Below are 21,303 nucleotides of genomic sequence, written 5' to 3' on the forward strand. Positions count from 1 at the left end.
TAAATGAAAAGGCTTGTAAAGGGCAATGTGAGCTGGGTGGGCTATATCGACTGGGAACTGGAGAGCTTCCACGGGGACGATTATTCCATTATGAACGGCTCCAGCCAGAACGCGTATTTGATAGAGGAAGAAAAGACGGTCTTGATCGATACGGTATGGAAGCCGCACCGTTTTGATTTTGTCGAGAGCCTTAAAAAAGCAGTCGAACTGAAGAAGATCGATTTTGTCGTGGCCAATCACGGGGAATGCGATCATTCGGGCGCGCTGACGGCTCTAATGGACGAAATTCCCTCTGTGCCGATTTACTGTACGGCTAACGCTGTAAAGAGCATCGAAGGGCAGTATGGGAAACGCGGCTGGAACTTTCACATTGTAAAGACGGGGGATTCGCTTGACATCGGGAACGGTAAAAAGCTTATTTTCGTCGAGATGCGGATGCTGCATTGGCCGGATTCCATGGCGACGTTTATGACCGGCGACAACATACTCTTCTCCAACGACGCCTTCGGCCAGCATTACGCAGTGGGGGAACTCTTCAACGATAAGGCGGATCAGTGTCTGCTGAATAAAGAAGCGATGAAGTATTTTGCCAATATATTGAATCCCTTTGCTCCGATTCTCGTGAAAAAACTGGATGAGATCGGCAAGCTGAAACTTCCGATCGAGATGATCGCGCCCTCTCACGGCGCTATCTGGAGGAAGGACCCTTTGCAGATCGTCGACAAGTACGCCGCATGGGCGAACGCTTATCAGGAAGAGCAGGTGACCGTAGTCTACGATACGATGTGGGAGGGAACGGCAAAGATCGCGCATAAAATTGCCGAAGGAATAAACATGCAGAGCCCGGAGACTGTCGTTAAGCTGTTCAACGTCGCGAAGTCCGATAAAAATGAAGTAATGACTGAGGTATTCAAATCGAAAGCGATTGCGGTCGGCTCCCCTACGGTATCGAGCAGTATCCTATCGGGCATCGCCGGGTGGCTGGAGTTTCTGAGGCAGCTGAAGTTCAAGAATAAAAAGGCGGCCGCCTTCGGCTGCTACGGCTGGAGCGGAGAATCCGTCAAGGTGCTGCAAGAGCGCCTGCGCGACGCCGGCTTCGAGGTGATCGAAGAAAACGTGCGTTCTCTCTGGAATCCGGAAGAAAGCGATTTTGCCAAGATTCCGGAACTGGCTGCGAAACTCCTCGCGAAATAAAGAAGGAGAGATCTCACGATAATATAGTTCGCAGAGCCGAAGCGCATCAAGAGGGGCCGGCCGCCGGTCGGTCCCCTCATAGGAGCTCCTCTGTACAGATGTGTTGTATGTCGCAAAAGCTGCAAATTATGGAGATAAAAACGCTGTCGTCATGAGGGTAAAGGGGGAAGCGGATGAACGAAGTCGCGGGAAAGATTTTTTCAATAGCGAAAGAAAACGCGTCCGTACCAGGCTGCACGATTTCGAAGGCCGTGAGCGACGCGAATGGAAATTACGTGATGCACTTCTCGTTGGCGGAAGGGACCAACATCAGCGCGGAATTATACTCCTATCGCAAGCTCTGGATCGTGCACGAAGGGGAACTTCGCGTTACGGGAAAAGGCGGCGCGGCGGCGTTGAAAGAAGGAGAAGCCTTTATCACGCCGGCCGGCGTAGCGGTAGGCTCCGCCTCTGACGGAGGTTGCGTCTATACGGAAATTACATTGAAGGAGGAATCCGCGATGAACGAAATTTTAAAGGACAAGAAAGTTTTTGCGCTGAAAGATTTGATCCCATACGCCGAAGACAGGGTCATAAACATGGACCTGATCGACGAGGAAAAGCTGAAATTCGTCGTTATGAGCTTTACGGCTGGCACCGGGCTCCCGGAGCACGCGGCTACTGGCGACGCTCTGGTCTTCGCACTGGAGGGAGAGGCTACGATTCGCTATGAAGGAGGAGATTACCGCATCCGCGCCGGCGAAAACTTTAAGTTTGCGAAGGGCGGAGCCCATTCAATTGCCGCGGATCAGAACTTCAAAATGGCGCTTCTGCTGATATTGGAATAGCAGAGGAAATTCCTAAACGGCCGCCGCCGCAGGTGTGCCCTCTGCGGTCGTCGGTGCCCGTCTTGTTCCAGCGCTGCCGCAGAGGTGGATATTCTGCACATTACACCTCAAGGCCGCGCGCGTCTTTTAAGAAATCTTCGACGCTCATGATAGCGGGCCTTTTTCTGTCCTGCCTTCCCGAAACACATCGCATAGCGAGGGGCGCGTCTATGCCTGCCGGCAGGTCAGGGTCAGACGGGGCCCGCTGTCCGATGATGCAAACAATGGTTCAACATCGAGATCACGGTAGGTCTGCCCTTGTATTTTTCAGGACTTAGCTCTGGATTTGAGCCTTTCCGTGGTCGATAAAGTATTCGATGCATCCAGCTCCCGGCGGCTGATGTTATAGTATAGCAAGTCCTTTTCCTCCATCTTTTTCTTGATGTAGGAAGGTAAATAAGCGCGGTAAATTCTACAATCAGCTTGCCTTCCGGATAATTCTCGGAAGAAGTTAAAGGCCTTCTGAAATCCGGGCGGTCTTTCAGCTCTCCGAAGGCCTCTTCATCGACATCTATTGTACGATACAAGCGGAGCGCTATAATCGGCTCTGTTACGCCTCCGTACTGCCTTCCCATGTGCCGACGCGGCGCTTTGCGGCTTCTTCGTCGAACCAGTGCGTCGTCACCGTCTTCGCGCGCGTAAAGAAGCGCACGCCGTCGCGACCGAGCACGTGTAAGTCGCCGAAGAAGGAAGCTTTGTTGCCGGAGAAGGGGAAGTAGGCGGTCGGCACGGGAATGCCGACGTTGACTCCGACCATTCCGCCGTCCGTCTCCATCACGAAGCGGCGCGAGCAGTAGCCGTTCTGCGTGAATATGCAGGAGCCGTTGGCGAAGGGGTTCGCGTTCATCACGCGGATGCCCTCTTCGTAATCCTTGACGCGCTTTACCGTCGTCACGGGGCCGAATATCTCGCAGTCGCCGACGCTCATGCCGGGCTCGACGTGGTCGAGTATCGTCGGCCCTACGAAGAAGCCCTTCTCGTATCCCGGCACGACGACGCCGCGTCCGTCGAGAACCAGCTCCGCGCCTTCGTCGACACCGCGCCTCACCCAGTCGCAGACCTTCTGTTTATGCGCTGCGGAGACGACTGGGCCGAGCTGAGTATTTTCGTCGTAAGCGCAGCCGACTCTGAGAGCCTGAGCCTTTTCCTTCAGCAGCGCGACGAAGCGGTCAGCTATGCTTTCCTGCACGCATACGACCGGCAGCGCCATGCATCTCATTCCCGCGCAGCCGTAGGTCGAGTTGATTATCGCGTTGGTCGCGGCTTCGAGGTCCGCGTCCGCGAGCAGCAGCGCGTGGTTCTTCGCCTCACACTGAGCCTGAACGCGCTTGCCGTGAGCGGCGGCTGTGGAGTAGACGCTCTTGCCGATTCCGGTCGTGCCGACGAAGGTCACGGCCTTGACGCGCGGGTCGGTTAGGAGCATCCCAGCTTCGCTGCGGCCGCAGGTGACGAGGTTCACGACGCCCGAGGGAAAGCCGCCTTCTTCGTAGAAGAGCTCAAGTATGCGTATCGAGGTCAGAGGCGTGCTGCTGTTCGCCTTAAGCACGACGGTGTTGCCGCAGGCTATCGCAAGAGGCACCATCCACCCCCACGGAATCATCGCGGGAAAGTTCATCGGCACGATGCCGGCTGTGACGCCGAGCGGCATCCTGTAGGTCGACGTGTCGTAGCCGGACGTCACCTGCAGCGCGCACTCTCCTTCAATCAGCGAGGGCAGGGCACAGGCGAGCTCCGTCGGCTCTATCGCCTTCTGCACGTTGCCGCGCGCCTCGCCGAGAGTCTTGCCGAGCTCTTTCGAGCATAGAAGCGAAAGCTCCTCCTTGTGAGCGATGAGGATGTCGCGCCATTTGAACATGAACTGGGTGCGCTTAGCGAGCGAAAGGTGCGACCATTCCGAGAAGGCCTTCTGAGCCGACGTGATCGCCGCGTCGACTTCGTCAGGCGTGCAGCAGGGGACCTCGGCGATGAGCTCTCCGCTGCTGGAATCCGTCACCGGCATGTAGCGGTCGGCCTTTGATTCGATCCATCTGCCGTCGGCGCAATATTTTTTTCTCTCGACTGTGCTCATAATGAGTTCTCCTTTCGCGTTCCGCCGCGAACGCAGGCATTTTTATTTTTTATCCGCGGCGGTTATAGGATAGCATAATTGCGCGGCGTGCGGCACGATAAAGCGGAGCAATTATTTACGCGCTCACGGCCCGCGGATTACGGTAGCAGACGGTGCAAGCCTGAGAATCTGGCGCAGAACATGCAAGAAAGGTCCCGGCCGTCGGGTCGTCTAAATGAAAACAAGCTGCTCTTGTTTTTACATACTGACATAGAACTATTCGTGTCGTCTGTTATACAAACTGAAATTCCAGAGCGCATTCCACGCTAACGGTGACTTTGTCACTGAGAAAAGTCTTTGCAGATTTTAAACTCCAAATTAAACAAACGGTTTTTCATCTGTAAAGGAGGAGCAAAAGCATGTCTGAGAAGAAAAGAGCAACGCGCTCGGCAAAACTCTTAATCGTCGGCGGCGGCCCCGGCGGCAGAGTATCCTACATCATGGCTCGCCGCTTCGGCGTGGAACCGGCGGTGATGGTGCTGAACGAAGAGCCGACGGTCATCTGCAGCCTTCCCTATGGAGTGGGGCGCCGTCTGATCCCCGACGGTCCCGGAGCGACGGTCGTAGATCTGTCCAAAGAGAAACGTCTGCCGCCCGACATGGCAAAAGACGTGGTCTTCGGCACCGTGACGGCGATCAACAGCGCATCGAAGAGCGCGATTGTCGAAGGTACGAACGGAGAGACGGAGATCGTTTACGAAAATCTGATCCTCGCGCCCGGCGCCGTCCCATGGCTACCGCCGGCGGATGGCATCCTTAAGGACAAAGGCGCCGAAACAGGACTGGTTGTCGCTGTGAGCGATCAGCTCGTGAATCGCTCGCGTCTGGCAGAAGGCGTCTACGTCCTCAGAGGCGCCGAAGATGCCCGCGCTCTCGACGAACTGGCCGCCTGCGCCAAGAAAGTAGCCGTAGTCGGCACGGGAGCCGTCGGGCTGGAGATCGTCGAAGCCCTCTCCGACCGCGGAGCGGCGGTCGTTGCCATAGAGGCGCTTAAACATGCCGTTTCGGCGCTCGACGCCGACATGGCCGCGGCAGTGGAGAGGCGCATGCACGAACGTGGCGTGGAGCTGCGGCTTGCGGACGCAGTAAAAAGCTGGGCTCCCGGCAAGCTGACGTTGCAAAGCGGCGCTCTCGCCGTCGACGCGGTCGTATTCGCTTCGGGCGTGCGCCCGCGACTCGATCTGGCGCGCGCCATGGGGCTCAAAATCGAGCGTGGCCTCGTCGTCGATGCCGCGCAGAAGACGTCGTTGCCCTCGGTCTGGGCTGTCGGCGACGCTGTACAGATCGCAGACGCAGCTTCCGGTCGTCCCGTCCTGCCGTTGATCGGCACGCTGGCGATGCGCCAGGCTATGACTGCGGTCATGGATATAGCCGGCCTTCCTGCGCAGCTTCCGCCGGCGACACTTTGGGGCGTAAGCGAGATATTCGGCCTCCACTGGGGCTCCGTGGGTTGGGGCGAGGAAGCAGCTCGGCGCGCCGGATTCAGAGTGACCTCGCTCTCGCTGCCGGTGCGCAGCCGCGATCCCTTCATGCCATCCGGCAAAGACGCTCTTTGGAAGGTCGTCCTATCCACTGGCGAAGACGAAGGATTTAAATCCGGACAAATTCTGGGATTCCAACTCGTCTCCGACGGAGATAATCCAGCGCATCTCGCCGAACGTTTCGTGGACATGATAGCGCGCCGCGAAACCGTGCAGGAGCTCTTCGGACACTATTTCATCCATTCCCCCGCTCACAACTCAGTGGACGATCCCTTCCTGGCCCTTATCGCCCTTGCGATGGGGAAACGGCCCCGCTGACGGCGCAGGGACTTCTGATATCCTCTTAGGTTGTGGGGTGAGGCAGACGGGGTTCGCCTGCTTCGCCCCGCGTCTGTCTTTACGCGCTGCGGATGCGTAAAAAAGCAGTGAGGGACAGTCGTTGCAATTTTATTCGAACAAATACAATCAAATCAACGGGCGACATTTTTAGATCTCTAAGACCGGCGCCCTCCCTATGCGTAACTGCTTTTCAGATCATGGCTGTTCTTTTTTCAGATAGTCCCTGTACATATGTGTGATCGGACGAAAACGCCGCGCTTCGCAGGGGTCATTTGAAGCGCGGCGGCAAAATAATTCACATTTTTACCGTCAGTTATTTTTCAATTCGTTCAAGACTTTCCCTATATCCGCGTTCAGGCGTATGCCGCGCGATTCTATTTCGCGCGGAATGAACGCTTCGCCGGAATTTACGCAGGCGTAGACGGCGTTCGAATTTTTCGCAGTCATCTGCCAGAAGGGATATTTGATAATTAGCGGCGTGTTTGATCCTACGCCGAGCTCGAGAAGGAGCAGATGCGTATCCTCATGGCTTGCGAGAAAGGCGGCGTAGCGTTCGGCCGCGTCATACCAGCCTTCGTCCTGCACAAATTTGTCGTCGCTGCGCAGGTTCATCGTCATGAGAGCTCCGCAGAGAGGACAGAGGGGGAGCAACTTCGGAGGAATCTTCATATTTTTCTGCTCAGCGGCCATCCTGCGGACGGCTTTCTCGTTGTCGTAGGTTCTCTGATGACACGGCTCGGAACACTGCCACAGGCCGTAATCACCCTGAGTGTAAAAGAGGCGCTTTCTATCAAAGCCGGCAAGCTGGAACTGATGATCGACGTTCGTCGTGAGCACGAAGTAATCCTTATCGCGGAGAAGTTCGAACAGATCGGAATAAGTTTTTCCGACTCCGGCCTCGTAGCGGTTCAAGAGGATGTGCCTCGACCACCACGCCCAATATTCCTCCGGCGTCTCATAACGATAGAAGCCGCCGGAGTACATGTCCGTTATGCCGTATTTTTTATGAAAATCGGCGAAATTCTTTTCGAAGCGTTCGCCGTCGTACGTCATGCCGGCGGCTGCGGACATGCCGGCACCCGCACCTACGAGCAGCGCGTCTGAGGTTTCGATTTCCCTTTTCAGCAGCCTTATAGCTTCCGTGTAGGCCATGCGTGAGCTCACCGTCCGTTCAGCAGTTTGTCGTAAATATCAAGGTCGCTCTCTTTGAATACGTTGAAGACGACCCGCCTTATCGTGTCGTTTGTTTTTAGAAAATCCGATACGGAGCGCAGCGCCGTTTCGGCCGCTTTGTCGGCGGGGAAGCGGAAGACCCCGGTGGATATGCAGCAGAAGGCGATCGATTCGCAGCCGTTGGCGGCGGCTAGTTCGAGCGACGAACGGTAACAGTCCGCCAGAAGTTCGCAGTCACGGCGGCGCAGAGGGCCGCTCACTATCGGGCCGACGGTGTGGATCACGTATTTTGCCGGAAGGTTGTAGCCCGGAGTGATCTTTGCCTTTCCGCTCTCCTCTTCATGTCCCTGAGCTTCCATTATCTCGCCGCATTTGATTCGCAGTTCGACGCCGCTCATCGTGTGTATTATGTTGTCGACACAGCCGTGCAGCGGTATCCAGCAGCCGAGCAGCTCGCTGTTTGCGGCGTTCACGATCGCGTCCGCTTTTAATGTCGTTATGTCTCCGCGCCAGAGGCAGAGGCGCCCGCCCATAAGAGAGGGCTTCAGAGCCCTGCAGTCTGTAATGCCCTTCTCCTTCGTCATCTCCGTCAGGAATTCGTCCTGAATCTCAAGAAATTCCCTTGACGCGGGACGCGCCGGCCTGACGTTGAAGAGGCTCCTCAGAAGCAGCCACTGCCCGTCGGCGTCTTCGGGAATCTTATGAGCCGCACAGCGCGGCATTTCCCTCTGCAGCTCCTTTATCAGCCAGATTCTTTTTTCGTCCTGCGTCATTTTATCCCTCCGGCGCGGCGCCGCGGAGAGGGGCGCCTCTATTCTCTTACGACGCTGATGCGCCTGCCGATATTGTGCCCCTTTATCGCTTCGTCGACAACTGCTATCGCGTAATCCGCGTAGCTTATCACGCTTTCGCCCTTCGAATTGAGAGTCAGCTCTTCGCCGCCGCGGATGTATTTGCCGCTTTTCTCTCCCTCCGCCTGAAAATCGCCGGCGGGGCTGATGTAGGTCCATTTGACGTCGCTGCGCGCGCGGAGCTCCTGAAGCGCCTTCGCCATAGCCGCCGCGAGGGGTTTGAAAGCGGTGGGAAAGTCTGGGCTGTCTGCGACACAGGCCGTGTGTTCCTTGTTTGTATAAAGGCTTCCTGCTCCGCCGACGACCAGAAGCCTCGTGTTGCTGTGTGAGAGCAGGTCGCATAGGTGTTTCAGAGAAGAGCTGTGTTGCGGCAGCTTTTCCGGCGTCCAGACGCCGAAGGCGTCGACGACGACGTCGAAGCCGCGTAGATCCGCGCCCGTCAGGTCGAAAATATCCTTTTTCAGCGAATTTGGCGCCTCTGTTATATTTTCCCCTCTTACTATCGCTGTAACGTCGAGTCCTCGGGAAAGTGCTTCTTTGACTATCAACCTTCCTGCCCTGCCATTTGCACAAACAACCGCTATTTTCATCACGATTCCTCCTTGAGTCGAATCGCCGGAGCAAAGCCGGCGGTATTTTTCGTCATACCGGGCGTCCGGCGGGGCAAGCGGCCGCGACGCCTTTTACTATATTATATTGAGGAATATTTTTTGCATAAAGTAAGCACTTTATTGTTTTATAGTTACCGAAGTGGAACCAGCGGGATATTTTTGTATTTTTGCGCGTATCGCCTCTGTGAGATTTTTGCCGTATGTTTTAAAAAGAAATATAGGGTAAAATAGTATCGTAAGCAGTTTTAAAAAATCAAAGCGCGGAGGAGAGAGCATGGAAAAACCTGCGAAAAAATTTCCGGCCTGTCCGGTGGAAACGACTCTCGTACTTATCGGAAACAAATGGAAGGTGCTTATCCTGCGCGACCTCATCCTCGGCACGAAGCGCTTCGGAGAACTCAGAAAGTCTCTCGGCGGCGTATCGCAGAAGGTTTTAACGACGCAGCTGCGCGATATGGAAGAGAAGGGGCTCGTCAGCCGCAAGATTTACGCCGAGGTGCCTCCGAGGGTGGAGTATTCGCTCACAGGGCTCGGGGCGAGTCTGAAGCCCGTTCTCGACGCTATGTGGGAGTGGGGCGAGATGTATAAAAAATCTATAGCGGCGCGTCCATAGCGGCGGGGTGGCTCCGCTGCGAGTAAAAACGAAAAGGGACGCCTACAGAGGGCTGCGTCCCTTCGTCGTTTATTGTCACGCGAAAAATTACTTAAGCTGAATCTTTACGACCTTTAGATGACGGATGCCGCGCGGCGTCCGCGCCATCGTCTCCTCTTCGACATGCTTGCCCATCAAGGCCTTGCCCACGGGGCTCGCCGCGGAAATTTTTGATTCCTTTATGTCGGCCTCTTCGGTGCCGACGAGCGTGTAGACGAGAGTCTGTTTTTTGTCAAGATCTTCGATAGTGACCGTAGTTCCGAGGCTCACGATGCTCGTGTCTATGTCTTCCGTTTCTACGATTTTGGCTTTGGAGAGCTGATATTCAAGCTGAAGGATTCTATTCTCTATTTTTTCCTGTTCTTCTTTTGCCGTGTGATATTCGGCGTTCTCGCTCAAGTCTCCGAACGCCCTCGCCTCTTCCAGCTTTGCGGCTATCTCCGAGCGCCCATCCGTGCGGAGCGAAACAAGTTCGGATTTCAGCTTCTCATAGCCTTCCCTTGTCATTACGACTTTATCGTCCGTTGATTTTGCCACGACAAATCCCACCCTGCAAATCTCACTTAAGATCGTGTGAATTTTATCAGAAAACAGAATAAATTTCAAACGCTAATTTAATTTTGTGCGCCCTGCATAAAATATTATGAAAAAGACAAAGTGTCGTCAAATGTTGTAGCCCAATTCCTAAAGTCGTGATACGATAATACTGGAGGGGAGTTGTGTTTATGACTGGACCCGATAATATAAATGGCATTTCGCGCAGGGAGCGTAAGAAAAAGTCCGATCTTTTCGTGTGTCCTCTCGGCGGAATGGGCGAGATAGGAAAAAATCTTACCGTCTTCGGATACGGAGAAGATTATATCGTTATAGACTGCGGATTGAAATTTCCCGAGGAAGATATGCTGGGAATAGATTTTGTAATTCCAGACGCGACGTTCCTCGTTGAGAACAAATCAAAAATACGCGGAATCTTTATCACCCACGGTCATGAAGACCATATCGGCGCGCTGCCGTTCATCCTGCCCCGTCTCGACGTACCCGTATACTGTTCCCGCCTCGCGGGAGGCCTTATAGAAAACAAGATGCTCGACGCGAATACCGGCTATCATCCGGACTTTCGTTACGTCGAAGCGTGCGACAAGGTGTCAGCCGGATGCTTTGAAGTCGAATTCATACAGATGTGCCATTCGATCCCCGACGCCTTTGCGCTCGTCGTGCACACTCCGGCCGGCGCGATAGTGCACAGCGGGGATTTTAAATTCGATCCGACGCCGATAGACGGCAACCGCGCGGATTACAGCGCGCTCGCCCGTCTCGGCGACGAGGGCGTGCTGCTGCTTATGTCCGACTCGACGAATGTCGAGAGGCCCGGCTCGACGCCTTCCGAAAAGATGATAGGGCAAACTTTTGAGAGGCTCTTCCGCCTTTATAAGGACCGCAGAATCGTCGTCGCGACCTTCTCGAGCAATCTGAACAGAACGCGCATGATTTTCGCTACTGCGGCGCGCTTCAACAGAAAAGTTTTGCTCGTCGGGCGCAGCATGGTCGCGAACGTGGAGCTTGCGCTGCGCCTAGGCACCCTTGACGTTCCCGAGGGGCAGATGATCTCCGCGCAGGAAGCCGAAGAGCTTCCCGACAACCGCGTCGTCATCCTGACTACGGGAAGCCAGGGAGAGCCCTTCTCGGGGCTCGTCATGATGAGCCGCGGCACTCACAGGCAGGTCAAACTCGGCTCGAAGGATCTCGTCATAATATCAGCGACGCCGATACCGGGGAATGAAAAGCTTGTCAGTCAGACGGTCAACCGTCTTTTTGCGTGCGGTGCCGAGGTGATCTACGAACGCGACGAAAAGATTCACGTCTCGGGACACGCCTCGCGCGACGAGCTGATGTTGATGCTGAGCCTCACGCGCCCGAGATTTTTTGTCCCCTGTCACGGCGAATACCGCCATCTTGTGCGGCACGCGCAGCTCGCCAGAGAGATGGGCGTGAACGCGAAGAATATTTTTATCCTGCAAAACGGAGACATCTTGAAATTCAGCGGCTCGTCGAAGGCGGAGGTCGCCGGGCACGCGCCCGCCGACGCTGTGCTGATAGACGGCTTCGTGCTCGGAGAGTTCGAGGGCAGCATACTGCGCGAAAGGCGCGAAATGGCGGAAAACGGCGTCGTCGTGGTATCGGTAGTTCTGAACGGCGATATGCGCCCGGCCGCGCCGGTGCAGATACAGACGCGCGGCAGCGTCTATTCCTCCGAGGACGGAAGCACGCTGCGCGAGCTTGAATCCGCCGTGCTCGCGGCGCTCGCACAATTTTCGCGCTCGCCCGGGGCGCGCAGGGAGACGCTGCCGACGGAGATTCGCAAGAGGATACGTGAAAAGCTTGATATGAATCCCCGCTGTTATCCGACGATAATTCCTCTTGTAACCTATATTTAGAACGTTTTACATGCGGCTGCGGCCGCATATATTCTGAGGGGAGATATAATTTTATGTCATTTGGCGATTTGCTTCAGGTCCTGGCAGGGGTGGGGGTTCTGCTCTACGGAATCATCATCATGGGAGATTCTCTGCAGATCATAGCCGGGGACAGGCTGCGAAAGCTTATCGGATCGCTGACGGCGACGCCTATCAAGGGGCTTCTCGTCGGCACCGCTGTAACCTCGATTCTGCAGAGCAGCAGCGCTACGACGATTATGGTCGTCAGCTTCGTCGATGTCGGCTTTATGACGCTCACGCAGGCTATCGGGGTGATACTGGGGGCGAATATAGGCACGACGGTTACGGGACAGCTGATAGCCTTCGACATAACCAACGTGGCTTACATATGCGTTCTAGTTGGAGCCGCAATATGCATCCTCGCGCACAAGAAGAGGGTGAAGCATATAGGCGTGGGTATAGTCGGTTTCGGACTGCTTTTCATAGGTATGGAGATGATGCAGGGGCCGCTTTCATTTTTGAAGGAACGTCCGGAGGTCACCGCGGCCTTCAGCAGCCATCCCGCGGTGGCCTTCCTTGCCGGGCTCATCCTTACGCTCATCGTGCAATCGAGCTCGGCTACGGTCGGCCTTACGATGGCTATCGCGGTACAGGGCGTTATACCGCTTCAGACGGCGATCGTCATCATACTCGGCGACAACATCGGGACTACGATTACGGCCGTTCTCGCGTCTCTCAGCGCGAACAGGGCCGCGAAACAGGCGGCCGCGGCGCACGTCATGATAAAGATACTCGGCACGTTGGTCATACTGCTAGTCCTGCCATTCTATACCTCGTTGATAGAGATGACGGCAAATACTATTTCCAGGCAGGTTGCAAACGCTCATACTATTTTCAATATAATAATCGCTCTGCTTTTCCTGCCCTTCGTCTCCCAGTATGCCAATTTCATCAGAAAGCTCATACCTGACGACGAGAGCGTGCAGGCAACGAGCCCGATATACCTCAACCGCGCGCTCTTGACCGTTTCCAGCGCTGCCGCGATCGACGCGGTGCGCAAGGAAATGATACGCCTCTCGCGCACCGCGCGCCAAATGATCGAGGACTGTCGCAGGCTGATAGTCGAGGGCGACGAGAAGCTCGTCGAAGAGGTAGAGCGCAGCGAGTCAAACGTCAACGAGATGACGCGCGATATCGTCCAGTATGCCTCGGAGGTCGGACAGGGAAGGCTTTCGACGGACATGTCGACGCTGCTGAACCTCTCGACTAACGCGGTCAGCGACGCAGAGCGCATCGGGGACCACGCTACGAACCTGGTGGAAATGTACCAGTACCTTCAGGATCACCACCTGACTCTTTCCCCGAAGGCGCTTGAGGAGGGCAACGAGATGTTCGCGCTCGTCCTCACGGCTCTCGACAAGAGCATCCAGGCGCTCGACGAGGAAAATCCGGATCTCGCCGCCGAGGCCATCAAGCTGGAGCAGCGTATCGACGACATGGAGAAGGCGCTGCGCGCCCAGCACATCGAACGCCTGAACAGGGGGCTCTGCAAGCCGGGGGCCGGAGTCGTCTTCATAGATATACTGAGCAATCTTGAAAGGGTAGGAGACCACGCGACTAACCTCGCCGATATGGTCATCGAGGTTTCCAAGCTGCATAAAAATAAAAAATCAAAGACGGAAAGCGCGCCTAAGGGCAAGGAGGCGGCGAAATGAATTCAAACGCGATTCTGCTTGGGTTTATCCAAGGCTTCACCGAATTTCTGCCGGTCAGCAGCTCTGGTCATCTGGCCCTGGCGAAAATTTTTCTCGGCATGGAGATGCCGCCGCTGAACTACGACCTTGTACTGCATGTTTCGACGGTGCTTGCGACTCTTATATTTTTCGCGCCGGACATCGCCGTGCTTTTAATCGAATGGTCTTCCGGCTTTTCTAACGCACAGCGGCGCAGGAGCGCTGGGTGGAGCATAGGCTGGGCCGTTATCGCCGGCACGGTCATCACGGCGGCGATAGGGCTCGCGCTGAAGAACTTCGCCGAAGAGGCGTCTATGAACTCGATCATGGTCGGAGCCGGCCTCGTCGTCACTGGCGTCGTCCTTCTGATTTCGAGGAAGATGGGAAACGGCTGCGGGCACGTCGCCTTCACCGACGGGCTGTACGTCGGCATAGCTCAGGGGCTAGCGGTATTCCCCGGCGTGTCGCGCTCGGGCATGACGATAATGGCGGGGCTTGCCGCGGGGCTTTCGAAGGAGGCCGCCTTCCGCTTCTCGTTCCTTCTATCCATTCCGGCGATACTCGGCGCTGCGCTCGTGCAGGCTCTTGAGATCGGAGGCTGGCGTGAATTTGTTTCTTCCCTGCCATCCGGCTGGTTTTTAGGCGCGCTCTGCGCGTTCGCCTCGGGGCTCTTTTCACTGTTTGTTTTGAAAAAGCTCGTGATAACGTCAAAGTGGTGGCTCTTTGGGGTATACTGTCTTGCAGCGGGTGTCGCTGCGATCGGAGTAACTTGTCTGGGAGCGTGGTAATATGTCGCTGTTGAAGAATTCGTCCTTCAAATGGGGCGTCGTTCTGTTATGCATGATACTGGGGACCTGGCTGGGGATATTTTTGCAGAATTTCCGCGCTACGGCGGCGATTTTTGCGAACGTGACCGACTTTACGTTCGATATCCGCCAGATCGATCTCGTGATGCTCAGGTTCGGCGTACTTTTTTCGATGAGGATCAATCTGGGAACTATCATCGGAGCGGTAGCGGGAATACTGATAACGAAATGAAGGAAGCGCTGATACTCGCATCGGGAAGCCCGAGGCGGAGGGAGCTGCTTTCGCGCGTCTGTCGAGACTTTGAGGTCGTGCCGTCGAATATGGTGGAAAAGGAGGCCGGCTCGGCGCCGCCCGCGGAATATGTGAAAATGCTCGCCGACGAAAAGGCCTCGGAGGTCGCTTCACGCTTTCCGTCGCGCTGGGTCGTCGGCGCTGATACCGTCGTCGCGTCGGAGGGGAAAATTTTAGGGAAGCCTGCGGACGAACGCGAGGCCGCGGCGATGCTTCGGGCGCTTTCGGGGCGCGCTCATTCGGTCTTCACAGGAGTGGCCCTGATCGCTCCGGACGGCGGCAAAAATGTCTGCTCAGAAGAGACGCGCGTCTTTTTCCGCCCTCTTTCGGACGATGACATCAGGGCCTATGTCGCGCTCGGCGAAAGCGCGGACAAAGCTGGCGCTTACGCGATACAGGGAAGCGGTGCGCTGCTTGCCGAACGGATAGAAGGGTGTTATTTTAATGTCGTCGGCCTGCCTCTTTCAAGGCTCTCAAAAATGTTTGAAGAGATGGGCGTGCCTCTCGCGGCTCAGTGGAGGGATGAATGAGAATGGATATAAATAAACGCGTATTGCTGTGGAGCGCGCTTGCGGCGGCTTTTGTCTGCGCCGCGGCTGGGCTGCTGCCGAGAGTAGCGGCGGAGAAGGCGAATAAGAGCGTGGCCTTTGTCGCCGAGTACAGAGAGGTCGCTTCTCTCGCTTATCAGAACAACGTGGAGCCGGCCGACGTATGGCGCAGGATCAACGACTTGGGGGTGCTAGGGGTCGCCGCCGCCGAATACACCGGCGACGAGCTCGCGTCTCATAACCCGATGCCGGTGCGCTTCGGCTCGGCTTCGCTGCTCTGCGCTTCTGCCGCGAAGAAAAATTTCAGCCGCGCGGTGCTGCGCTTTTTACCTGATTTTGTTTACGCCGACATCCTCTGGGAATATATAAAGGCGAAGCTGCCGGCCTCCGAGCTGATAGCTGACGGCGGATATAAGGTCATACTTCTGCCGGGTTCCGTCGAAGAGCTTAAATTTTCGGCGTTCGTGCCCGACGTAGCGGCTCTCGAATTCGCGCGCGCGAGCGGCGTTCCCGCTCTCTTCCGCCCGGGCCCCTGCACTCCGGCCTCCGGGCAGAATGTCGCGGACGCCTTCTCGCTTCTGCTTGAAAAATATCCGAATATCAAAAATATAACACCCGCCGGGCTCGTCGCCCCGGGCTATCCGGAGCTCGAGCCTCTCGTTTCCGTGATGAAGGCTCACGATATCACCATGTCTCAGGTCGAGTTTATAAAACAGGTGGGCGTGCCTCAACTTGCAAAGATGGCGGCCCCGTATGTCATTCCAATGCACAGCCTCACGCGCGACGAGATCATTTCGCGCGGCCTGAGCCGTCGCACTATAGCGGACAGGTTCGTTCGCGCGGTGCACGAGCGTTCGATAAGGCTGATAATGGTCCACCCTTACGATTTGCAGATGGGCGGGCGCCTTGATATATTCGCCGGCGACCTCGCCGTTTATAAGGAGGCGCTCGAAGCACGCGGCTGCAAAATGGAATGGCCGCATACCTCGCCGGTGCGCTCTTCGCCTCTTGCCGGAGCTGCGGCGTGCGGGATAGTCTTCGTCTTTACGCTGTGGTTCTATTTCGCGCGGCTCACCGCATCGGAGGCTGAAAACGTCTCGCCCTTCACCGCCGCCGCGCTCTTTGTCGCTTCGCTAGTCCTTGGCGCCGCCATGTGGAAGCTCCCTTTGCTCGCTAAGCTGCAGGGCGGCCTCTGCGGTGCGCTCGTCGCGGCCGAGGCGGCGCTTTCCGCGCTCGACTGCTGGAAAAGGCGCCCGATATGCTCGATTGGCGCGCTTCTGATCGTGCTCGCCGGTGGACTTTCGATAGCCTCCTTCTACGGGACTTCGGCGGCCGCGCTGCGCCTTACTCCATTCTCGGGCGTGAAGCTGACGTTGCTGCTGCCGCCTCTGATGGTACTCTATCACGACCTCGTGCGCCGCGTGCACCCCGAGCCACTCGGCGAGATAGTTTCGCGTCCGGTGCTTTGGGGCGAGCTCGTTCTGATCGGCGTGATGCTGCTCGCTCTGCTTGTCATGGCTGTGCGCAGCGACAACGTTTCGAACGTCCCCGTGCTCGAGGTCGCCTTCCGCGACTTTATGGAGCGCGCTCTCGCGGTGCGCCCGCGCACCAAGGAGTTCCTCGTCGGTTATCCGGCGCTCGTGCTTTACTGGTACCTTGTGCGCCGCGACTATCTCCCGCACTACCGCGAGGCGGCGCGCCTCGCTGCGTCGCTCGCCTTCTGCTCGGCTGTGAACACCTTCTGCCATTTCCACACGCTCCTTCAGCTGAGCGTCATCCGCGTTCTGAACGGCTGGTGGCTCGGCATGGCGGTCGGGCTTGTTTTCACCGCGCTGCTGCATTTCGCCTTCGTCCCCTTCTGCCGCAGGGCCCGCTCTTATCTGGCAAGCAAACATTGAGAAAAGAGTTCGAGATACTTCTCATAGGCTATTACGGCTTCGGAAATCTCGGCGACGAACTGCTCGCCGAGGCCTCGATAAAGCTTCTCGTCAGATGCGGCGTAAGGCCGGAGAAAATAGCGATGCTTTCCGCAGGGCCCCAAGAGAGCGAAAAAAAATTCGGTGTGCGCGCTTTTAACCGCTGGAAGCCCTCCGAAGTGATCAAGGCCTGCAGGCGGAGCGGCGCGCTGCTGCTCGGAGGGGGGGGGCTCTTCCAGGATGCGACGAGTGCGCGCTCCTGCGTTTATTACTGGGGTGTCACGCTTATCGCTAAACTATGCGGCATGAAGATATTCGCGGCTGGGCAGTCTGTCGGCCCGTTGCGCGGAGGAATGTCGCGTGTTTTTGCGAAGCACGCACTTTCGATGTGTTCTGAGATATCTCTCCGCGACGAAACCTCGATGAAGCTCGTAAAGGGCTTCGGGCTGGACGCGCGCATGACGCCGGACCTCGTACTGACTCTCGGACTTCCGGCGAAATCGCGCGGCGGCGGAGCTATGCTCTTCAACGCACGCCCTTCCTACGGCGCGCTCGCCGAGGAGTCCGCTAAAAAATGCGCCGTCATCGCGCGTGAAAGAAAGTGCGAGGTCGTCGGCGTAGCTCTCGCCGACGAGGACGTGTCGGAGATGAAAAGGCTCGAAGTGCTGGATTATATAAAATTCCGCGATATAATTACCGTGCGGAGTCTCGAAGATTTTTCGCGTGTCGCGGAGGACGCTTCCGCGGCGATAGGGATGCGGCTCCATTTTCTGGAGCTCTGCGCGCTCGCCGCTCTTCCCGCGGCCGGCTGCCCTTACGATCCTAAGGTCTCGGACTTCTGTATGCGTTATAATATAGCGACGACAAACGACGGGCTGGAAGCGCCGCGGCTCGACGTTGCGGCGATACCCGCCGAAGAGGGCGAAGAAGCGCTTAAGAATTTCAGGGAGGCGCTCTTTCTTATTATTGGTAATACAGATGGACGAAAAGAAATTTGCAAAGCTGAATAATATCTCTGCCGAGGTGCGCAAGGATATTCTGCGGATGGTCGGCATCGCGCGCTCCGGCCCGCTTGAGAAGTCGCTCTCGGCCGCGAGCCTCCTCGTCTATCTTTATTGGGAAGAAATGCTTTTCGTTCCCGGCGAACCTCGGAGGGAGGATCGCGACCGCTTCATGACCGATGTGCCGGAGGCCGTCCCCGCTCTCTACGCGGTCCTCGCGCGGCGCGGTTTTTTCGAGCGCGAACATCTGTGGCATTACAGACGCCTCGGCGCGATGCTCCAAGCTCTGCCGGATTTCGGCCGTATCCCGGGCGTTGACGCGCCGTGCGTCGCCGCGCGCCCGCAGATCGCTATGGCCGGTGCGCTCGCGCGCGAGCTCTTCCCTGCCGAGAGTTCGCCGAGGGTGATCTTCCTCACGGACGAAAAAAATCTGCTCTGCGACGAATTTATCGCCGATCTTAAAAAATCGTCCGGCAAATATACGCCCAATCTGCTCGTCCTTGTCCTGCAAAATCTTCGCGGCGACACAGCGAGGATAGCGGCGCCGGCGAGACTTTCCTCGTTCGGCTGGGACGTGCGCGAAGCGTTTTCCAGCGATTTCGAATCGCTGGAAAACGCTTTCATGTCTTTTAATTTCGCTGAGGGCGCTCCGAAGGCGCTTGTCGCGCTTCAGTCGGAAGATGTTTTCGTGAAGCTGGAGCATTCGGAGGCCTTCCGTTCGCTGAGCATGGGCGAGCTTGATATGGCTCTTGAAGAATTGGAGGAGAAATCCAATGAACGCTGACGGAAACCTATCGGCCCTTTCGGCTTTCTGCGCCGCGCTCTCCGAGCGCGCGGCCGGCAAAGATTTTATATTCGTCGCTTCCGAGGAGACGGCGGAAAAAGAACTCAAAGATCTTCTGCCCTTCTCTTCGGAATCGCTTTCACCGTCGATAGAGGGCGCTGTAATGAGCGCGGCCGGCTTTGCGCTGGCGGGAAGGAAGCCTTGGCTCATAGGGCGCGCCGCGGATATAGCGGGGCGCTGCTATTCGCGCATACGTGAGGCGATCGTGCAGACGGGACTGCCCGTGCGCATCGTCTCCTTCGACGGCGGCATCTCCTGCGTCCACGAGGGTGCGTCTTCGCAGATGCTCGAAGACATCGCCCTGATGCGTGCGATGCCCCGAATGAACGTGATAGTGCCTGCGGACGAAGAGACAGCCGTGCGCGTGATCGAAGCGGGCGATGAGATATCGTGCCCCTTTTACATGCGCCTTGACGGCGCCGCCCTTTCGCAGAAATACGAGAACGCTTCGGAGCCGTTTCACATCGGCGGCGCGAGGATACTGCGCGGAGGCGGCGGCGTCACTATATGCGCGTGCGGCGCTATGGTCGCCCGCGCGCTGAAGGCCGCGGAAAGGCTTGAAATGCAGAATATAAACGCAGAGGTGATCGATTGCTACAGCTTGAAGCCCTTCGCCGAGAACGTCCTTCTCTCGTCGGTGCGGAGGACGGGCTGTTGCGTCGCCGCTTCCGAGGAGAACGCCTTCGGAGGGCTTTTCGGCGCCGTCGCCGAGTGCCTGGGGCGCACATATCCGGTCCCGCTGAGAAGCGTCGCGGTCGGCGACGAGTTTGTCAACAGTGGAACGCAGGAGGAGCTCTGCGAATATTACGGACTCACATGGAAAGAGATTGTGGACGCTGCGGCGCAGGTCTGGGCGCTGCGTAGGAGGTAGCTTGTCGATGGAAATTCAGTTCTCCGGCGTATCTAAGACGTTCCCGCCGGATATCAACGCTCTGGAAAATATTTATCTCAACGTGGACAAAGGCGAATTCGTCTATCTGATAGGCGAGACGGGCTCTGGCAAGACGACGCTGATGCGCTGCATATTCCGCGAAGTGGTGCCGTCGCGCGGGCATATAAGCGTAGGCGGGCACGCCCTGCGCAAGATGGGGCGCTTCGAACTCGCTCTTTTCCGCCGCGATATAGGAGTCGTCTTTCAGGACTTTGCGCTGCTTCCCAATCTGACGGCATTCGAAAACGTCGCTTTCGTACTCGAAGTGATGGGCATGCCGAAAAAAGAGATAGAGGGGCGCGTCGTCGACGTGCTGAAAACCGTCGGGATATGGCGGCGCAGAGCGCTCTTTCCTCAGCAGCTTTCCGGAGGGGAGCAGCAACGCCTTGCGATAGCGCGCGCTGTGGTAAACGAGCCCTCTTTGCTGCTTGCGGACGAACCGACGGGGAACCTCGACAATCATACCGCCGATGAAATAATGCAGCTTCTGCTCGATATAAACGCCGCCGGGACGACGGTTATCATGGCGACGCATAACCAGTACCTCGTCGACAGCTACAGGCACCGCGTCGTCAAGCTGAGACGCGGGCGCATAGTGCGCGACGACAGAGAAGGAGGCTATGAGAGCAATGTCGAGGATTAAATACGTATTCAGAGACGGCTGGCGTTTAGTCTGGCGCCACTTCGGTATGAGCCTTCTGACGATATTCACCGCGATGTCTGTCTTCTTCGTCGTCGGCGCGACGATGCTCTTTATACTCAATATACAGAACATGGTGAGGGTGATGGAGGGACAGCTTTCGATTCAGGCCTACGTGAAGGGGGACGCTGAGCTTGACGCCGTTGCGCAAAAGGCAAAGGCCATAGCCAACGTCCGCGAGGTAAAAATAGTTACGAAGGAAATGGCGCTCGAACGCCTGCGCGCGAGGCTGGGGAACCAGGCCAACGCGGTGACGCTGCTTGGCGAAAACCCTCTGCCCGCTTCGATAGAAGTGAAGGTCAGCCATGCCGCCGACGTATCGGATACGGCGCGGATGCTCATAGCCCTGCCTGAAGTCGAGGACATAGTCTACGCGGGGCAGGTTGTAGAAAAGCTCTCGCGCGTAGCGGATTTCGTCCAGCAATTTTCGCTTGTGATGCTGATCGTGGCGATAACAGCCTCCGGAGTAGTGCTCTTCAACACGATAAGGATATCCGTCTACTCACGCGCCGAGGAGATTGCCGTGATGCTTAAAGTCGGCGCGACGTCGACCTACGTCGCCTTTCCCTTCGTGATACAGGGCTTCATACTCGGCCTTTCCGGCGCGCTCTTTGCGTCGGCTGCGCTCGGATACGCTTATTTCCGCGCTATAACCTGCCTTAAAGAGATGCTGCCCTTCCTCACTTTCATAGAAGCCACGCGCTATCTCGGGAAGCTCAGCCTCGTGCTGATACTCTGCGGCACGGTCCTGAGCCTCTTCGCGAGCCTGATAGCGGTCGAGAAATTCATCAGAAAGGCGGCCAGGCCGCTGTAGCGGGGCAAG

Annotated in this window: 20 protein-coding genes; 15 read left to right on the forward strand and 5 right to left on the reverse strand. The window is 56.8% G+C overall.

Annotated elements, in window-relative coordinates; translation table 11 throughout:
- Positions 1 to 3: 3 nt before the first annotated feature.
- Together EH55_RS11225 and EH55_RS11230 are read left to right on the forward strand one after the other, a co-directional pair.
- Positions 4 to 1,194 carry an oxygen-binding di-iron domain-containing protein gene (locus EH55_RS11225; RefSeq protein ID WP_037977876.1) on the forward strand — a complete coding sequence of 397 codons (1,191 nt, stop codon included), beginning with the start codon at positions 4 to 6 and terminating at the stop codon, positions 1,192 to 1,194.
- A gap of 173 nt (positions 1,195 to 1,367) precedes the next feature.
- Positions 1,368 to 2,021 carry a cupin domain-containing protein gene (locus tag EH55_RS11230; protein ID WP_037977878.1) on the forward strand — a complete coding sequence of 218 codons (654 nt, stop codon included), beginning with the start codon at positions 1,368 to 1,370 and terminating at the stop codon, positions 2,019 to 2,021.
- A 589-nt stretch (positions 2,022 to 2,610) separates the two neighbouring features.
- Here EH55_RS11230 and EH55_RS11235 read toward each other — a convergent pair.
- Positions 2,611 to 4,128 carry a CoA-acylating methylmalonate-semialdehyde dehydrogenase gene (locus EH55_RS11235; protein WP_037977880.1) on the reverse strand — a complete coding sequence of 506 codons (1,518 nt, stop codon included), beginning with the start codon at positions 4,126 to 4,128 and terminating at the stop codon, positions 2,611 to 2,613.
- Positions 4,129 to 4,526: 398 nt separating this feature from the next.
- On the opposite strand from EH55_RS11235, the gene EH55_RS11240 reads away from it, so the two are divergent.
- Positions 4,527 to 5,966: an FAD-dependent oxidoreductase gene (locus EH55_RS11240; protein ID WP_037977882.1), complete on the forward strand. Its 1,440-nt coding sequence runs from the start codon at positions 4,527 to 4,529 to the stop codon at positions 5,964 to 5,966.
- A 330-nt stretch (positions 5,967 to 6,296) separates the two neighbouring features.
- On the opposite strand, the gene EH55_RS11245 is transcribed toward EH55_RS11240, so the two are convergent.
- The 3 genes from EH55_RS11245 to EH55_RS11255 are packed head-to-tail and all read right to left on the reverse strand — an operon-like array spanning position 6,297 to position 8,601.
- Positions 6,297 to 7,139, reverse strand: a complete 843-nt coding sequence (locus tag EH55_RS11245) for an SIR2 family NAD-dependent protein deacylase (protein ID WP_051682858.1) — start codon at positions 7,137 to 7,139, stop codon at positions 6,297 to 6,299.
- Positions 7,140 to 7,147: 8 nt separating this feature from the next.
- Positions 7,148 to 7,933, reverse strand: a complete 786-nt coding sequence (locus EH55_RS11250; RefSeq protein ID WP_037977887.1) for a protein-ADP-ribose hydrolase — start codon at positions 7,931 to 7,933, stop codon at positions 7,148 to 7,150.
- A 38-nt stretch (positions 7,934 to 7,971) separates the two neighbouring features.
- Positions 7,972 to 8,601: an NAD(P)-dependent oxidoreductase gene (locus EH55_RS11255; RefSeq protein ID WP_037977890.1), complete on the reverse strand. Its 630-nt coding sequence runs from the start codon at positions 8,599 to 8,601 to the stop codon at positions 7,972 to 7,974.
- A 295-nt stretch (positions 8,602 to 8,896) separates the two neighbouring features.
- Here EH55_RS11255 and EH55_RS11260 point away from each other — a divergent pair, with 295 nt between their 5' ends.
- A complete protein-coding gene (locus tag EH55_RS11260; RefSeq protein WP_037977892.1) occupies positions 8,897 to 9,235 on the forward strand; it encodes a winged helix-turn-helix transcriptional regulator in 339 nt (112 codons plus the stop codon).
- An 87-nt stretch (positions 9,236 to 9,322) separates the two neighbouring features.
- Here EH55_RS11260 and greA read toward each other — a convergent pair whose 3' ends face one another.
- Entirely contained in the window at positions 9,323 to 9,811 is a 489-nt protein-coding gene (greA, locus tag EH55_RS11265; protein ID WP_037977895.1) for a transcription elongation factor GreA, read from the reverse strand.
- Between the two features lie 188 nt (positions 9,812 to 9,999).
- Between greA and EH55_RS11270 the strand changes: the two genes are divergently transcribed.
- The 11 genes from EH55_RS11270 to EH55_RS11320 are packed head-to-tail and all read left to right on the forward strand — an operon-like array spanning position 10,000 to position 21,294.
- Complete coding sequence (locus tag EH55_RS11270; protein WP_037977897.1) at positions 10,000 to 11,709, forward strand: ribonuclease J; 1,710 nt, start codon at positions 10,000 to 10,002, stop codon at positions 11,707 to 11,709.
- 53 nt (positions 11,710 to 11,762) lie between these two features.
- Entirely contained in the window at positions 11,763 to 13,424 is a 1,662-nt protein-coding gene (locus EH55_RS11275; protein WP_037977900.1) for a Na/Pi cotransporter family protein, read from the forward strand.
- On the forward strand, positions 13,421 to 14,230 hold the full coding sequence (locus EH55_RS11280) for an undecaprenyl-diphosphate phosphatase (RefSeq protein ID WP_037977902.1): 810 nt from the start codon (positions 13,421 to 13,423) through the stop codon (positions 14,228 to 14,230). Before EH55_RS11275 ends, EH55_RS11280 begins: the two co-directional genes overlap by 4 nt.
- Position 14,231: 1 nt before the next feature.
- Positions 14,232 to 14,480: a hypothetical protein gene (locus EH55_RS11285; protein WP_037977905.1), complete on the forward strand. Its 249-nt coding sequence runs from the start codon at positions 14,232 to 14,234 to the stop codon at positions 14,478 to 14,480.
- Complete coding sequence (locus EH55_RS11290) at positions 14,477 to 15,070, forward strand: Maf family protein (protein WP_037977907.1); 594 nt, start codon at positions 14,477 to 14,479, stop codon at positions 15,068 to 15,070. The genes EH55_RS11285 and EH55_RS11290 overlap by 4 nt, the downstream gene beginning before the upstream one ends.
- Positions 15,071 to 15,072: 2 nt before the next feature.
- Positions 15,073 to 16,986 (forward strand): DUF5693 family protein, encoded by a 1,914-nt coding sequence (locus EH55_RS14475; RefSeq protein WP_051682860.1) that lies wholly within the window; start codon positions 15,073 to 15,075, stop codon positions 16,984 to 16,986.
- Entirely contained in the window at positions 16,983 to 18,014 is a 1,032-nt protein-coding gene (csaB, locus tag EH55_RS14480; protein ID WP_051682861.1) for a polysaccharide pyruvyl transferase CsaB, read from the forward strand. Before EH55_RS14475 ends, csaB begins: the two co-directional genes overlap by 4 nt.
- Entirely contained in the window at positions 17,971 to 18,789 is an 819-nt protein-coding gene (locus EH55_RS11305; protein ID WP_141730593.1) for a hypothetical protein, read from the forward strand. The genes csaB and EH55_RS11305 overlap by 44 nt, the downstream gene beginning before the upstream one ends.
- Positions 18,779 to 19,720, forward strand: coding sequence for a transketolase family protein (locus tag EH55_RS11310; RefSeq protein WP_051682863.1), 942 nt, complete (start codon positions 18,779 to 18,781; stop codon positions 19,718 to 19,720). Before EH55_RS11305 ends, EH55_RS11310 begins: the two co-directional genes overlap by 11 nt.
- 7 nt (positions 19,721 to 19,727) lie before the next feature.
- A complete protein-coding gene (gene ftsE / locus EH55_RS11315; protein ID WP_037977909.1) occupies positions 19,728 to 20,423 on the forward strand; it encodes a cell division ATP-binding protein FtsE in 696 nt (231 codons plus the stop codon).
- Entirely contained in the window at positions 20,410 to 21,294 is an 885-nt protein-coding gene (locus EH55_RS11320; protein ID WP_037977912.1) for a cell division protein FtsX, read from the forward strand. The genes ftsE and EH55_RS11320 overlap by 14 nt, the downstream gene beginning before the upstream one ends.
- Positions 21,295 to 21,303 lie beyond the last annotated feature (9 nt).

The sequence above is a fragment of the Synergistes jonesii genome (assembly GCF_000712295.1).
In the GTDB taxonomy this organism is placed as follows: Bacteria; Synergistota; Synergistia; order Synergistales; family Synergistaceae; genus Synergistes; species Synergistes jonesii.